At 44.4% G+C, this 16,986-nt stretch carries 3 protein-coding genes; all 3 read left to right on the plus strand.

The features are described from left to right. Positions 1–7,362 (plus strand): amino acid adenylation domain-containing protein (locus ABMY45_RS16765; protein ID WP_349289213.1); only part of this gene is annotated, 7,362 nt, incomplete at its 5' end. A 61-nt stretch (positions 7,363–7,423) separates the two neighbouring features. Beyond that, positions 7,424–16,033: an amino acid adenylation domain-containing protein gene (locus ABMY45_RS16770; protein WP_349289214.1), complete on the plus strand. Its 8,610-nt coding sequence runs from the start codon at positions 7,424–7,426 to the stop codon at positions 16,031–16,033. Then, positions 16,033–16,971: a TauD/TfdA family dioxygenase gene (locus tag ABMY45_RS16775; protein WP_010604449.1), complete on the plus strand. Its 939-nt coding sequence runs from the start codon at positions 16,033–16,035 to the stop codon at positions 16,969–16,971. Before ABMY45_RS16770 ends, ABMY45_RS16775 begins: the two co-directional genes overlap by 1 nt. Positions 16,972–16,986 lie beyond the last annotated feature (15 nt).

Genomic DNA, 16,986 nt, shown 5'->3' on the forward strand with positions numbered 1-16,986 from the left:
AACCACTATGGTCCGACGGAAACGGTGGTAGGTTGTAGCTTATATGATGCAAGCGCGCATTTAAGGGCAGGGGATTCAACGCGAGAAGAGATACCGATAGGGTATGCGATGGCGAACACAGGGCTGTATGTCGTTGATGCAGGGGGTGAGCTGCAAGCGAAAGGAGGCGTAGGAGAGCTTTATGTTGGAGGGCCTTGCGTAGCGAAAGGATATGTTGGAGATCCGGACAGGACGGCGGCGTCATTTGTGTATGTTCCTTGGTTGGCGGATACGAGGTTGTATAGAACAGGAGACAGGGTACGGCGCTTGGAGTCGGGAGCGTTGGTATTTTTGGGAAGGAAGGATGAGCAAGTCAAGCTGCGGGGATATCGTATAGAGCTTGGAGAGATAAGGAGTGTTTTGGCACAGCAAGCAGTGGTGAAACAGGCGGCGGTGTTGGTGCAAGGAGAGGGTGCGGATGCGACGTTGGTGGGTTATGTTGTTGCAGAGGGAGAGGTAGTAGATGAAGGTATTTTTATAGCGGAGTTAGAGCGTGCGTTATCGTCGCGTTTAGCCAGTTATATGTGTCCGAGTCGTTGGTGTTTGCTAGATGCTTTGCCGTTGACGGCGAATGGTAAGCTGGATAGGGGTGCGCTACCGAGCGAGATTGGGGAGATAGGGCAGGAATATGAAGCGGCGGAGAATAGTGTAGAGCGAGCGCTGGTAGAGATATGGGCAGAGGTACTGCGACAACCACTAGAGGAGTTAAGTGTAACGGGTGATTTCTTTAGGTTAGGGGGAAATTCTCTGTTAGCGGTGAAAATAATCAGCGAGATTAACGCTCGCTACAAGCTGCAGTTGGGTCTCAAAGAACTCTTTAGTTATCCTAGTATTCGCCGTTTAGCGGTACTTATGCAGCAATCTGGTTTGGGAGAAAACAACCCAGAGATCCCAGCGTTACCTCGAGATGGTCAAGCCCTACCGCTATCTTACGCACAACAGCGTCTTTGGTTTATTGAGCAATTAGCAACTCAACCAAACGCACAATTCAATATGCCATTGGCGTTAAGAATCCGTGGCCAATTAGAGACTAATACCCTTGAGCAGGCCATCGCAGCAGTTATTAAGCGTCACGAGATACTAAGAACAGTATACCAGCTCGATCAGGATGGCGAACCCCAACAAGTTATATTGCCAGCATTTGCGCCACGGATAACAACGCTTGAGTTAAATGGCAGTGAGCAAGAAAAGCTTAATCAGGCACACGCTAATGTCGCAGCCCAAGCCTTGCAGCCGTTTAACTTACAAAGTGACCACATGTTAAAGGTTCAGTTGTTGCAACTTGGCAAGCATGATTATGTATTGGCCATTGTGGTGCATCATATTGCTTGCGACGGTTGGTCATTGAATATTCTTCTTAACGATATCATGGCATTCTATGACGCGATAAGCTCAGCGCAAGCACCCACTCTGGAGCCATTGACGATACAGTATGCAGACTTTGCAAGTTGGCAACGTCGTTACCTAGGTGGAGAGCGGTTGCAACACGGACTTGATTTTTGGCTGAGTCATCTAGATCAAGCGCCGCCATTACATAGTATTCCCCTAGACCGTAATCGAGCTCCTGATCAGTTCAGTGGAGCAAGAGTAGATGGAACCATTGCACCAGATATCGTTAATGAACTAGAGCTATTTGCTCAGCAGCACCAAAGCACTCTGTTTATGCTCTTACAGACTATGTTCGCGGTTACTGTAGGTAGATTCAGTCGTGAGCAGGATGTTGTAATGGGGATGCCTGCGGTCAATCGTAATAATAAGTCCTGTCAGAATATGATTGGCTTATTTCTAAATACACTAGTCGTGCGTACTCAGTTTGATACACAACAACCCATCGGTGAATTGCTGCGCAAAGCCAAGCAAACTCATATGGAGATACATGCTCACAGTGAGGTTCCGTTTGAATTACTAGTCGAACAATTGAATCCAGAGCGTTCCTTGACACATGCTCCTATCTTTCAGTTGTTTATCAATATGGCCAATGAACAACTAGCATTGTCAACAGAAAGCCAACTCGAAGTGAGTGCTTTTTCCGCACAGCAAGAGTTTGACAGTAAGTACGACATTACTTTATATCTGCGACCGACTCACTCAGGGTTGAAGTTTATTTTTGCTTACAATGCGGCATTGTTTGACTGCTCAACCATTACTGCTTTGGCGAATGAATTTAGTAGTACGTTGTATCAGGTTGCAGCAAATCCACAACTTAACGTTGCACAGCTTAAGTGGTCGCAACCTCTAAAAGAGAATGCCGCAGTTACTCTTTGTGAGCATGAAGTCAGCTCAGTTCATCAATTATTTGAACTTAATTTGAGTAAGCACGCAGCTAGTGGTGCATTACATTATGCAGAGCAAAAGCTGTCATTTGAAGAGTTAAACGAACAGTCCAACAAGTTGGCTCATTATCTGATTAAGCAACATGCTATCAGTAAGGGTCAAACGGTAGGTATACATTGCCAGCGAAACGCCACGCGGATAATCGCTATGCTTGCTGTATTAAAGGCAGGAGCAACACTGGTTCCATTGTCTGTTGAACTGCCTGCATCACGATTGAAGTTGCAAGCAGAAGATGCAGACATTACTTTGCTATTACATGATGAGCAAACAGAGGCATCATTTTTTGAGCGCGCAACATTGGACTGTAGCAGTCTATTGAGAGAAAGCACGCTGGACCAATACAGCGGAGAAAATCCAGACGTTGAAGTCTTTAGTGATGATATTGCGCACATAATCTACACCTCGGGCTCGACGGGTAAGCCCAAAGGGGTGTTAGGGACTCACGGTGCTGTAGTTAACAGAGTCAGTTGGATGTTACAGCGTTTTCCACTGGCCTCAAATGAAGTAACCGTGATGATGACCTCAATGGCGTTTATACGCGGTATGTGGGAGTTTTACGTCAGCTTAGCTGCAATCAAACCCGTTGTTTTATTGCCACGAGAGCAGGTGAAAGATAACAATTTATTCGTCGCAGCTATTGAAAAACATAAAATCACCAGAATAGTTACTACGCCTTCTCATTTGCAGAGTTTAGTAATATCGGGAGCGCAGTATCGCTCGACGCTTAGCAGTTTGCGCTACTGGTTTATTAGTGGTGAAGCACTGTCTTTGAGCCTTGCTGAGCGATGCTGTAAATGGCTGGATGAAGTGGAGTTTTATAACCTTTACGGCTCCACCGAGGTTATGTCCGATGTTCTATACAGTAATATTAAAGAGGATGTCGCACGAGGTGTCATAACACTCGGACAGGCGATAACCAACAACCACGTATTACTCGTTGATGAGCAACTACAACGTATTCCTACGGGAGCTGTAGGTGAGGTTTTGGTTGTGGGTAGTAATGTGGCAGCAGGGTATTTGTTACGCCCAGAACAAACGAAAGCCGCGTTTGTGGAGTATGATGGTCAACGCGCATACCGAACCGGTGACTTGGCAAAGTATCTCGCTGACGGTCGTTTGGTTGGTTTGGGACGTAAAGATAAGCAAGTTAAGATTCGTGGGTTCCGAGTTGAAGTGGATGAAATCGCCAGTCTACTGCGCAACCGCCCTGAAGTTGATGATGCGATCGTACTGGTCAAAGGCACTGAACTACAACAACGGTTGATTGCTTATCTTAATGTTGGTTGTCGAGCTGTTAAACCGTCACAGCTTGAACAGATTAAAGTCTATTTAAGTGATCATTTACCTGATTATATGGTTCCTAGTCACTTTGTTACCGTCGAAAATTGGCCTCTCACTATCAATGGTAAACTACAATACAGCGCCTTGCCTGAACCCACTTACCAAAATGATCAGATGCAAGTGGTTCCGAGTACAGAGACAGAGCATCAGCTCCTAGAAATCTGGCAAGGTCTATTAAATGTGACAACAATCGGTGTTACAGATAGCTTTTTTGCGTTGGGCGGACATTCGCTTTTAGCAACTCGTTTGGTTAGCCAAGTTGAGGCGACTTTTGGCTTGACGATAGCGTTGAAAGCAGTTTTTGAAAACAGCACGATTCAATTGCTAGCGCAGCATATAGATAATCATGGTAAAGCCAGTCTAGGGGCAATAACACCGGCACCTAAAGGAAAGCAGATCCCACTTAGTTATGCTCAACAGCGTCTATGGTTTGTAGAGCAAGTAAGTCCTAGTAATCAGTACAATATGCCGCTAGCGTATCAAGTAACAGGAAAGTTTGCACTGCAAGTGGCAGAGCAAGCGTTGCAGTATTTAGTAAATCGGCACGCGGTACTTAGAACTCAATATCAATTTGATGGCCAAACGGCATATCAAGAAGTGCAAGAAAGCTGGCAAGTCAGGCTGACGGTTTCTGATCTAACTCATTTATCTGAGCAACAACAAAAAGATAGCATTATTGATCTGCTACGTTCTTTTTATCAACGAGTATTCGTACTCGAAGAACAACCGCCATTTGAAATCCATTATATCTGCCAAAGTAGCGAACAGGGCATACTGCTGTTTAATCTCCATCATATAGCTGCAGATGCATGGTCTATGGGTATCTTGATGTCTGAGTTTATCCATTGTTATCAGGCTATCGAGGCGGGAGTTGATCCGCAGTTACCTGCATTGAGTATTCAATATAGTGATTTTGCGTACTGGCAACGACAGCGATTGGATGATGTATTTTTAGCTGAGCAATTAGCATATTGGCGTACACAACTACAAGATGTGCCAAGCATCCATAATCTGCCATTGGACAGGCCTCGACCTTCAGTCAGAGCACAGCAAGGAGCAATTTATGAGAGTTGTTTATCTGGCGAAATAGTTCAGCAATTAGAGAAAGTGGCGAGTCAGCATAATGTATCGATGTACATGCTATTTCATGCAGCCTTGGCATTTTTAGTTAGTAAATTAAGTGGACAGCAGGATGTGGTCATTGGTTGCCCTATCGCCAATCGAACGAATGTTGAAGTTGAGCCACTAATAGGACTATTTGTAAATACTCTGGTTCTGCGAACTCAAGTACAGCAAGAGAGTTTTAATGGACTTCTAGAGCATATTCGCACGGTCAATTTGGACGCTCAAGCACATCAAGATGTGCCATTTGAGCAACTCGTAGATTTATGTAAGTTACTACGCACTAGCAGTCACACGCCGCTAGTACAAGTTGTTTTGAACTTGAACAATATCGGCCAATCTGTTGCGGGGATTGAAGGGCTGGAATTTACCCCGTTAGAACAACAAAGCACGATTGCTAAAACTGACTTGAATCTTGGGGTGGTATTTGCCGGAGGGAAGTGGGTCATCAACTGGACCTATGATGTTGCGTTATTTGATGCAGATACGATTGAGCGATTCTCGAGCTACTTTATACGTATCCTTCATCAAGTTGCACACAATCCACGGATCGCATTAAGTGATATCGATCTGCTCAATGAGCAAACACAGCAAGCATTAGTGGCAATGAGCCGAGGGCCAGAGCTTGCACCAACAAGGATACAACAAGTTCATCAGTTTCTTGAGAACCAGGTAACACGAACTCCAGAGGCGATTGCACTGGTTTCTGATACACAGAGCTATAATTATCAGGAGCTAAATTCAGCTGTTAACAAGCTATCCAACTACTTACTCAAATTGGAGTTACCGCGTCAAGCAACGGTTGGGATCTGCATGGAGAGATGTAGTGATATGGTAATTGCAATGTATGCAGTTGCTAAAGCTGGTTTAGTTTTCACGCCTTTGGATCCGGAACAGCCACAAGCGCGACGTGCATTTATTATTAGCAATGCAAAAGTTCATTTAGTGCTGAGTCATCAGCAATTTGAGCCCATATTGCGACAAATCCCTGCACTGGCCGTCGCCTATATTGATAGTGTTGCGACCAATCAATTAATCACACAATGCTCAAACATAAATCCAGAAATTGGAGGTCACAATACGGATTTGGCTTATATCATGTATACCTCTGGTTCAAGTGGCGAACCTAAAGGTGTACAAATTGAGCATCGGCAAATCATCGCTGCAACACAGAGTCGTCTAGATGCTTATCGAGTACCAGCAGGGCGCTTCTTGTCTCTTTCATCTATCTATTTTGACTCTTGTTTATTAGGTATTTTTTCAGTGTTAGCACAAGGTGCTGAACTACATATCGTCAAAGATAGTGATGTGGTCGATATTGGAGCCGTTTACCGGTACATCATGGCAAGTGATATTACTCACTTGGCGATTTTACCGACAATGTATCGGGCGTTATTACAGTATGCCAACCTAATGGCTGCGCTACCAAGCCAGCTAAGATTAGTGATCACTGGTGGAGAAGGAGTAGAGCAAGATCTTCAACAGTTGCATTTTGAAAGCCAATGGAGTCAGGGGGCTCGATTTTTTAACGAATATGGGCCAACAGAGGCGACAGTTTGGAGTAGTCACTATGAAATCAAAGCGGATGATAGCTTTCAGGTTGCACCTATTGGTCGTCCGGCGGGTCATGTCAACCTGTACGTAATGGATCATTATGGGCACCTAACACCACAAGGTTGTGAGGGGGAGTTGCACATTGGTGGAGTTGGTGTGGCAAGAGGCTATATGGACAATGCTGAGCTTACCAATGGACATTTTTTCTCAAGACAACTCTACAGCGGAGAATCAGAGCGACTATATCGAACTGGTGATGTGGTGCGTTATAACAAGCATGGTGATATAGAGTTTGTAGGTCGTAAAGATAACCAAGTAAAAATACGTGGCTATCGTGTTGAGCTAAGTGAGATAGAACAACAGATCTTACACCACCCTGATGTACTCGATTGTGTCACAAAAGTGTGGCAGGAGCAGGGAGAAGAAAAGCTCCTTATTGCATACTTACAGATCCGCGAACGACAGTCCGAACAGGCGGTTGTTGCAGCAGTTAAAAAACAACTGGCTCAAACACTACCCAGTTACATGCAACCCAATGCGATAACGAGTATTGGTCATATACCTGTCAATCGTAATGGTAAGGTGGATAGAAAGGCGTTGCCTAAACCTAACCTTGCAGCACTAACCGGTGAATATTCGCCTGCGCAAAATAGTACGCAGAAAAAGCTGCTGACCATCTGGGCCGAACTACTGCACTTATCGGCAGAGGAGATCAGCATCAATGCCGACTTCTTTGAACTGGGTGGACATTCGCTATTAGCGGTACAACTAGTGACCAAAGTTAATGAAACCTTTCCTGTTGACTTATCTATAAAAGAAATTTTTAGCTCACCCGTACTATGCGATTTGGCTGACCAAGTTGATGCTTTACTTCATTTAGATGAAGACGAGCTGGCGGCCGCTGAAGCTGAGCTAGCAGATATGTCTGATGAAGAAATAGAAAAGCTTTATCAGGAGCTGTGTGACGAGTAACGGCTACTTTGAATTATCGTCACCTCCGGATATAGCGCATAACAAAATAGGTATAACGAAAATGGATATTGAGAATACACAGTCAGTGGCAGAGTCAAATCGCAAGCGAGCCGCGCTGATTAAAAAGTTGGCAGAGCAAAAGCGCGCCCAGATGTTGGCTAAGAAACAAAGCAAAATTACAGCTCGGCAAATAGGGTCTAACACCTTGCCTTTATCGTTTGCACAGCAACGCCTGTGGTTTCTCGATAAGCTTTCTGATCAAGGCGCAGAATATAATATCTCCGGAGGCTTCACCGTTAGAGGTGAGTTTAACGTTGTGGCGGCCCAACAGGCAATACAACAGATCATCACCCGCCATGAAGTGCTTCGAACGACATATGATGACAAGGACGGAGAGCCTATTCAGATTATTCAAGCGACTCCTGAATTTGCAATGACAGTTTACGACTTGAGCCGTGACGAATGTGCACCAAATGCGAACACGATGGAGGAGTTACTCCAGCGCGAATGTGAAAAACCGTTCGATTTAAGTACCGATGTGATGCTCCGAGCAAGTTATATCTCTATGCCACGCGAGCAAGAACAGGCTGTTGGGGTATTACTGTTTAGTATGCATCATATTGCTTCTGATGGTTGGTCGATGGAAATTGTCACGCGTGAATTTGTGGCCGAATATCAGGCTCAACTTGATGACCGCCCAGCGAGTGTCGTTGAACCGGAGATACAATACGGTGATTTTGCACTTTGGCAACGCCAACACTTGGATCAGCAAGTGTTGCAAAAGCAACTTGAATATTGGCAGCATCAACTTGAAGGAATGCCTGCCGTTCATCGTCTACCCATGGATTATCCACGGCCAGATTTTAAACGCTATCAAGGCCTTAAACTTTCCAGACGACTCGAAGGCAGCGTAAGCCGTCGAGCGTTGATGTTTGCAAAGGAGCATGGACTGACTCCATTCATGTTATTTCATGCGGTGCTGAATCTTATGATGGCACGCTGTAGTAACCAAGCCGAATTTGTAGTGGGAACGCCAGCCGCTAACCGAATGAAATCAGAGTTGAAGCAAGTGGTTGGCTTTTTTGTTAATACGCTCGTTTTAAAAGCAAATGTCGATGCGTCTAGTGTTAATGCATATCTTGAGCACATTAAAGAAGTTAATTTGGATGCTCAATCTAATCAAGATATTCCTTTCGAGCAGATAGTTGAGCATTGCGTGCCAGCCAGAAGCGCCCAATACACCCCATTATTTCAGGTACTGCTAAGTACAACGAGCGGTCAAAACACTGCATTAGAGCTACCTCACCTTGAGTTACTACCTATTGAGCGCAAAGGGGTGGTAGCTAAATTTGATATAGATATTAACGTTGCTTTGGGTGAGCAAGGTGGCCAAATCAAATGGGTTTATGATAGTGCTATTTTTAAGCCTGAAACGATAACACAATTTGCTGAATTTTTTGAATGTACCCTAATCTCCCTATTAAATTGCGATGATCTTAGTTTGCCCTTAAGTCGCATCAATATGATCACTGATGCTGAGCGCACGAAGCTAGTTACTCCCAACCAACCGCAGTTTGAAGGTCAGCCACTAGCAGATCATGTTCATCTTCATTTTAGTGCGCAGGCCCAAAAGCTTCATAACCAAACCGCGTTAATATCGCAAAATAACCACATTAGCTATCAAACAGTTGATAGCGCCTCGACACAAATGGCTATACATCTTCAAGAGTTGGGGGTAGGTGCTGGCGATATTGTGGCTGTAAGTATGATTCAGAATGAGCGCTTAATATATACTATTTTGGGCATTATGAAGCTTGGAGCAGCCTATTTACCTGTCTCACCTGATTTACCTAAGGCGAGGTTACAGTATATTTTTGATGATGCATCAGTGTCATTGGTGATCACATCGGAAGAAAAGATAGGGCTCGACAAGCGTGATGGCCTCAAGGTCATATGTTTCGATGATGATTTTGAGCAACGAATATTAAATCATTATGTTACTGAAGGCTTTGAGCCCCACCAAGGTGACCCATCTACACTACCAAGTTATGTGATTTACACTTCAGGTTCGACAGGCAATCCCAAAGGCGTTGTCATTTCGCAGCAAAGTGCTTTGCAATTTGGGCTCTATATGGGGCAGCGATTTGCAATTGACTCTAATTGCCGAGTACTACAATTTGCCACTATTAGCTTTGATGCTTTTATCATGGAATGGCAATGGGCATTATTAAATGGTGGCAGTCTACATTTTTGCGATCCGCAATGTAAAACCGATCCTGCGCAGCTAAGCTCGTTTTTACAGCAACAAAGTATTACTCACACACTGTTGCCGCCAACACTTCTTCGCCACCTTCCTTATCATGATAATTATGATTTTAAAGCTCTGTTGGTCGGAGGCGAGGCTTGCGATGAAGGTTTGGCCGAACAGTGGGCTGGGCGATACCCTATGTTTAATGCGTATGGGCCCACCGAGTCTACAGTGTGTGCCAGTATTGCTGAGCTAAAACCCCAGCATCAGGTCACAATTGGTAATCCTGTAGATTTCACCCAGCTATTTGTCTCGAGTCGCGACGGTCAACCTTTACCGAAAGGCTTGTGTGGAGAGTTAGTGATAGCGGGAAGTGGGTTGGCTTTAGGTTATTTGAATAAATCAGAGCTGACTTTGCAAAAATTTATCACGAACCCTTTTGGGGCGGGGCGGTGGTATTTTACTGGAGATATTGCGCGGCAAAATAGCCGCGGAGAATTTGAATATCTGGGACGTATTGATGATCAAGTGAGTATTAAAGGCTTCCGGATTGAGCTTGAGGAAGTTAAGCAGCAACTACTGTTAGCTGTTGGTGTAACCGCGGCAGAAGTAGTTGTTGAAGAATTGGCTGCAGGACAGCGTAGGTTGCTAGCCTATATCGTAGCGAGCAATGAGGTAGTTGGCTCTGACGGTGAACTTATTGCATCGGTGAAAGCACAACTGCATGAGCGTTTGCCCAATTATATGATCCCTGCAGGTTTTGCTGTGCTTGATGCTCTGCCTGTCACCCAAAGTGGCAAGGTTGATAAACAGGCACTACCCAAAATAGATATGTTGGCGCAACAAGAATCATACCAAGCGCCAAGCAATGATATAGAGCATCAACTGGTTGAGTTGTATGCTCAGTTGCTGGGACTTTCACCACAACACCTAAGTGTTACGAGTAACTTTTTTGAACTGGGTGGTGATTCGATCTTGTCTATACAGCTAGTGTCGAGAGCCGCAAGGGTTGGATTGTACTTTTCTGTTAAGCAGTTGTTCTCCTACCAAACCATAGCTGCACTGGCTGCCCATGTTTCGACTTCACAAGTACAGCAGGTCTCACAGCAGCCAAGTTCTGGAACCTTACCATTACTGCCTATTCATCAAGCTTTTTTTATGGATGAGGCTGGACTAAATCATTTTAATCAAGCTGTTATGCTCGGTTGCCAAATCCAGTTAACTAAAGAGTTTCTGACCCAAGTTGTTACATGCTTAGTGGTCCAGCATGATGCACTGAGGTTGCGTTTTAAACATCAAGATACTGGTTGGGTTGGTGAGTTTGCTGACACTTCAAGTTTTGATATTGACGCAGTACTAAGCGTAATCAATGTTGATAATTTAAATTCAATTACAGGTATTGCGGATGAGTTACAGCAAAGCCTCAACATTACAGTTGGCCCCTTATTCAAAGTGGTCTTGTTTACTGATCCAAAACAGCAGCAGCGTCTGCTGATTATTTGCCATCACCTTATTATAGATGGAGTCTCTTGGCGTATTCTGCTTGAAGACTTTGAGCGCTGTTTAGATAAGAGCCAAGAGCCCACTCATCATGCTCTATTTGAGCTTGGGCAAAAGACCACCGCTTATCAAACATGGTGCGAGTATTTAGACTCATGGCCAAATCTAGAACAGAATGCCAACGAGATTGCTTATTGGCGAGAGCAGTTAGCGCTACCTGTACCTAGTTATCGGCGCGGTGAGACGAGTGAGGCATACATAAGTAATGAGTTTGTTGGTAGTTTACAGTTTGCATTGGATAAGGATTATACAAGCTTGTTGTTGCAACGAGCTAATAGCACTTATAGAACACAAATAAATGAGCTACTCATTGCAGCGCTATTACGTGGTTTTAGTCTTTGGTCGGAACAGTCTATCATGCGCATAGATTTAGAGGGGCATGGTCGCGAAGAGCTTGATAGCGGCCATGATCTCAGTCGCACTATCGGCTGGTTTACTACCTCATACCCACTTACATTAGAAGCGCCTGATGGAGATCTTGAAGCGCTAATTTGTGCAGTAAAAGAGCAATACCGTGCCATTCCAAATAAAGGACTCGGCTTTGGGTTATTAGCTCGGGCAGGTCTGTTGGGGAGTAATGTTGAACCTCACGCTGAAATTGTATTCAACTATCTAGGCCAATTTAAGCAGGTGATCAATGAGCAATCGCTATTGTTTGCTGTAGAGGAAGGTACCGGGCGAGCTATCAGCCCTCATAGAAAGTTAACACACGGGCTTAGCTTCAACGGTAAAATTTTGGCCGAGCAATTACAGTTCAACTTGAGCTATGACAAAAACGGTTACTCCTGCGAGTCTCTCCAAAAGTTAAACCAGCTAATTGTCAGAAGTTTAGAAGAGATTATTCAGCACTGCTGTGATGTTGAAGCCGGTATTTTTACGGCGTCGGATTTTCCGTTGGCAACCGTCCAGCCGCAAGAGCTAAAAAGCTGGACGCAAGGCCAAGCTATTCAAGATATTTATGCGACAACGCCAATGCAAGAAGGGATGCTATACCATAGTAACTTGGAGCGTGGTGCATACGCCAACCAGCTATTTATGGAAGTGATTGGTGAGGTTGATCTCGGCCATCTGCGTGCTGCTTGGCAGTGTCTGGTAGATAGGTACGACATTTTTCGAACTGGATTTAGAACGTCAGAACTAGGAATAATCAATCAGATTGTCCATCAACAGGTGACATTACCTTGGCAAGAGTTTGATTTAAGTCAACTAGATGTGGCGGAACAACAAGCGATAGTCAATCAAATGCGTGCTGAAGACAAGGCGGAAGGCTTTAATGTCAATATGCCACCTTTAGTACGAGTAACCGTTTGGCAATTGGCGCCCCAACACTATCAGCTTTTGTGGACTCAGCACCATGCATTAATCGACGGTTGGTGTTCTGGTATTGTTTTCTCCGAGCTATTAGCGATTTATCATGCATTAAGTAACAAGCGAGATATACAACTATCGCCAGCCGTGCCTTACAAAAATTACATCGCCTGGCTACAAAGTAAAGATAGTGATAAAGCTGAGCAGTTTTGGCGTACTCAAGTGGGTCAAATTACTGAACGAAGTCATTTACCTTTTTCTCGTTACCTAGAGCAGCCTGACTATGTGGTTGCGAGGGAATATTTACAACTAACAGTCGAGCAAACTAATGCGTTAACTCTACTTGCAAAGCAAACGCGCACCACCCTGAATGTTGTATTGCAAGCTGCTTGGGCTTTATTGTTGAGTCGAGCAAACCGCAGTAAACAGGTTACGTTTGGTACAACCGTATCCGGCCGCCCTGCAGATTTGAATGGGGTAGAGTCAATGGTGGGGCTATTTATTAACACAGTGCCCGCGGTCATCTCTCTTGACTCAGAGCAGAGCGTATCTGAGCTGTTACTACAGCTCCAATCAGATTATATTGAAAGAGATGAATACAGTTATTTTCCGTTATCAAAAATTCAAAAGTTATCTAGTGAACATGCCGGTCGCGGCCTCTTTGATAGCCTATTAGTATTTGAGAACTATCCGCGCTCTTTATCCGATGCGAGTAGGCACACAGAGCAGTCACTGCAAATCAAAAATATTGAATCGCAGCAAGGCAACAATTTCCCTCTTTCTTTGATAGCCTCTCATGGCGAGGTACTCAAGATTAAGTTCGAGTACCATAGTAATCATTATTCAAAACACGGGATAGAACAGCTTCGTAGCTGCCTTGGCGAAATCCTTACGGCCATGTCACACGGATCAGATAAGCCAATATCGACATTAGCTTGGCTAACCAAAGCGCAGCAACAAGCTGTTTTAGTGAACAGTGGTTATGGCCGACAAACGCAAACTTCCCCGAGTTTTATTGCTACCTTAAAGCATCAATTTGCCAGTTATCCAGAGGCTGAAGCTGTTTATAGCCATGGGGTAAGTACGAATTATCGAGCATTAAATACAATTGCTAATCAAATCGCTACACAGTTATCAGAAAACGGTATCGGTAAACAAAGTCGGGTTGGAATTTGTCTCGAAAAGGGCGTGGGTTATTTAGCTTCAATTATAGCGACATTTAAAGTTGGCGCTGCATTTGTGCCATTGGAAAAGGAATGGCCAGCAGAGCGTCTAGCTTTCATTGCTCAAGATGCACAGCTAGACCTAACGCTCACTGAGCCCACGACTCAACATGCAATGACCAAGTCTCAACGACAGCTATGCATAACAAAACTAGCTTCTGAACATATCGAGTTTGAGGGGGACATCCCTCACGCTAATGATATCGCTTATATTATCTACACGTCGGGCACAACTGGTAAACCTAAAGGAGTGGCCGTGAGTCATGGCAACATAAGCCATTACGTTGATGCCATGTTATCTCGACACGCGATTGCCCAACATAGTCGCTTTGCTCTCCTTACTTCATTTGCCACAGATTTGGGTTACACCTCGATACTTCTAGCGTTGGCGACAGCAGGCAGTGTAGATATAGGTAGTCGAGAGTTGATCCAAAGCGGTGATAGTTTTACCCAGCATATCCTTGCACGTGAGATTAATGTGATTAAGCTGACTCCGAGTCTATTGGCTGCACTGTTGACGCATTATGATGGAAAATTGACATCGCTAAACCATGTATTCGTGGGTGGTGAAGCTATTCAATCCGATGCTCGTCAAGTCATTCGCACGCTACTTAATGATGGCGTGGAAGTAATTAATCACTACGGTCCAACAGAAACTACCATTGGTGCATGTACACAGGTTATTAATGATGTGGATGCTAAGCCAATAGCGATAGGTCGCCCTATTTCAGGAATGCGAGCTTGTGTGCTGGATGATAACAAAGAGTTGGTGCCTGATGGCATCGTAGGTGAGCTGTACTTATCAGGAAGCGGTGTTGCTTTAGGATACATAAAACAATCGTCGTTAACGGATCAATATTTCACTCTTGACCCTTGGGCGTCCGATAGTTCGCGTCGTTACGCCACGGGGGATTTGGTATATAGAGATGAAAGTGGAGATTTGGTATATGTCGGACGTAAAGATAATCAAATTAAAGTTCGTGGTTTCCGCGTTGAACTGGAAGAGATCGAGCTAACTTTACTGCGCTCACCTAGCGTTAGTACCGCCGTTGTCATACTTAATAGCGAGCAAACTTTGGTGGCCTACATCAAGCTCAAAGCTGGTGCTGTGGAGCAACAAAGTAATCTATTAAATCTTGCCCAGCAATGGCTACCTCACTACATGGTACCAAGTGCGATTGTCTTTGTGGAAGATATCCCATTAAAAAGCAACGGAAAAGTAGATAAAAGTGCATTGCCAAGTGTGCAAAAGAATGTTGAGAAAAAACGAGCTGAAACGCCTTTGGAATTAACCGTTGCTCGAGCTTGGGCGCAATATTTGGGCTGCGATGCTGAAACGATAGGGGTCGAAGAAAACTTTTATGATTTAGGTGGTGACTCCGTAAAAATGATTTTGGTGATTGGCTTGTTGAAGAAGCAAGGGATCACAATAGCAGCTCAGCAAATGAGCAAAATCAATACCATTGCTGGGGTCGTGGAATTGGTTGAAGGTCAAGGCCAAGCACCGAAACAGCCAGAGTCAGTTGTTTTATTGGGGCAACAAGCTGAAGAAGTTATCTTCGCGATTCACCCATATGGGGGGCGTGTTGATAACTATCGCCAGTTGGCAGCTAAATTGCAGCCTGAATATCAGCTACTAGGGTTACAAGCGCCATACAATTACCAGTCTGACTATCGATTTGATTCTGCAAAGCAACTAGCTGAGCGTTATGTAGAAGAAATCCTCGTTACGCAACCAAAGGGGCCTTATAGGATCATAGGTTGGTCTGCTGGTGGCACACTCGCGCACTTGGTTGCTGCTACGTTACAGCAACGAGGCCGGAATGTTGCCTATTTAGGCATGATAGATTCACTTCCGATAGGCATATCTCGAAAAGTGAAAAGTAACCATGATTATCTGTTAAATAGCGCTCGCTATATTGATAAGCATATCGCCACGAAATTAGCACCAACTTGTAGCTACAGCTACGATGAGCTGATGCAAGCCATCATTGAGTCAATATTTTCCTCACAACCTGATTTCCCACTTTCACGCGATGTGCTAACCGCAGCGTTGCAATTTGGGGTTGATTTAGGGCGTAGTTTGGCGACTGCTCAGGCGATGCAAGAACCATTAGATCTAGCCGTTGAGTTGTTTAAAGCGACTGCTTCAGAAGGCGGGGTGATTGAGCCTGCGTCATTTACTCAGGCCTTTAAACAGCCGCTGAAGGTGCATGAATTTGAGACCACACATGCCGGTCTACTCGAAGGTGATGCTGTAGTCATGATAGCCGATCTAATAAAACAGAGTTTAAAGCGAAAGAATAAGAAAAATGAAGGAGTAACTGGATAATGTTAAAGACTAAACCACTACCCGAAGCACGAGATAGAGAAGTACTACTTGAAGTCGAGTTGTCAGGTATGAAATCACTTGATTGGGTGACACAGCATAAGGAACAACTCAATGGCATGTTAGATGAGCACGGAATGCTGCTCATTCGAGGTTTAAACGTTGTGAGTAGTAAGCAGTTTGGGCAAGCGCTTAGCACGTTGTTTGGCTGTGAGTTAGCTTCGTACCAATACCGCTCGACGCCTAGGACCGAACTTAGAGGAAATGTTTACACTGCCACTGAGTATCACCATGACGAAGTGATACCGCAGCATAATGAATGTTCTTATGCGAATAAGTGGCCTCAAAAATTAGGTTTTTTCTGTATGTTACCGGCAGGAAAAGGCGGGGCGACACCGTTGGCTGACAGTCGTGCGGTATATGAAAAATTACCAGCGGAGATCCGTGCCAAATTTGAATCTAAGCAAATCATGTATGTACGAAACTATAGCGACATTGATCTTCCTTGGACTGAAGTATTTCAAACCGACAGTAAAGAAGATGTTGAACGTTTTTGTCATGAAAACGGTTTTGAATTTGAATGGTTTGATAATGAGTTACGGACCAAGCAGGTTAATCAAGCTGCAATTGAACACCCGCTACATGGCTTTAAAGTTTGGTTTAATCAAGCTCATTTATTCCACATTTCAAGCCTTGACCCTGAAACTAAACAGAGTTTTTTATCAATGTTTGGCACTGAAAGATTACCAAGAAATACCTACTTTGGAGATGGCAGTGACATTCCTGAAGCTGATTTGGCAAAAATCCGGGAAATTTATGAACAGGAAATGTTCCATTTCAATTGGCAAAAAGGCGATGTTTTACTGCTAGATAACTTACGTTTTACCCATGGCCGGCAACCTTTTGAAGGTGCCAGGAAAGTGCTTGTAGGCATGGCCTAACTTCAGGAGAGAGTA

The organism is Pseudoalteromonas sp. XMcav11-Q (assembly GCF_040104525.1).
Taxonomy (GTDB): domain Bacteria; phylum Pseudomonadota; class Gammaproteobacteria; order Enterobacterales; family Alteromonadaceae; genus Pseudoalteromonas.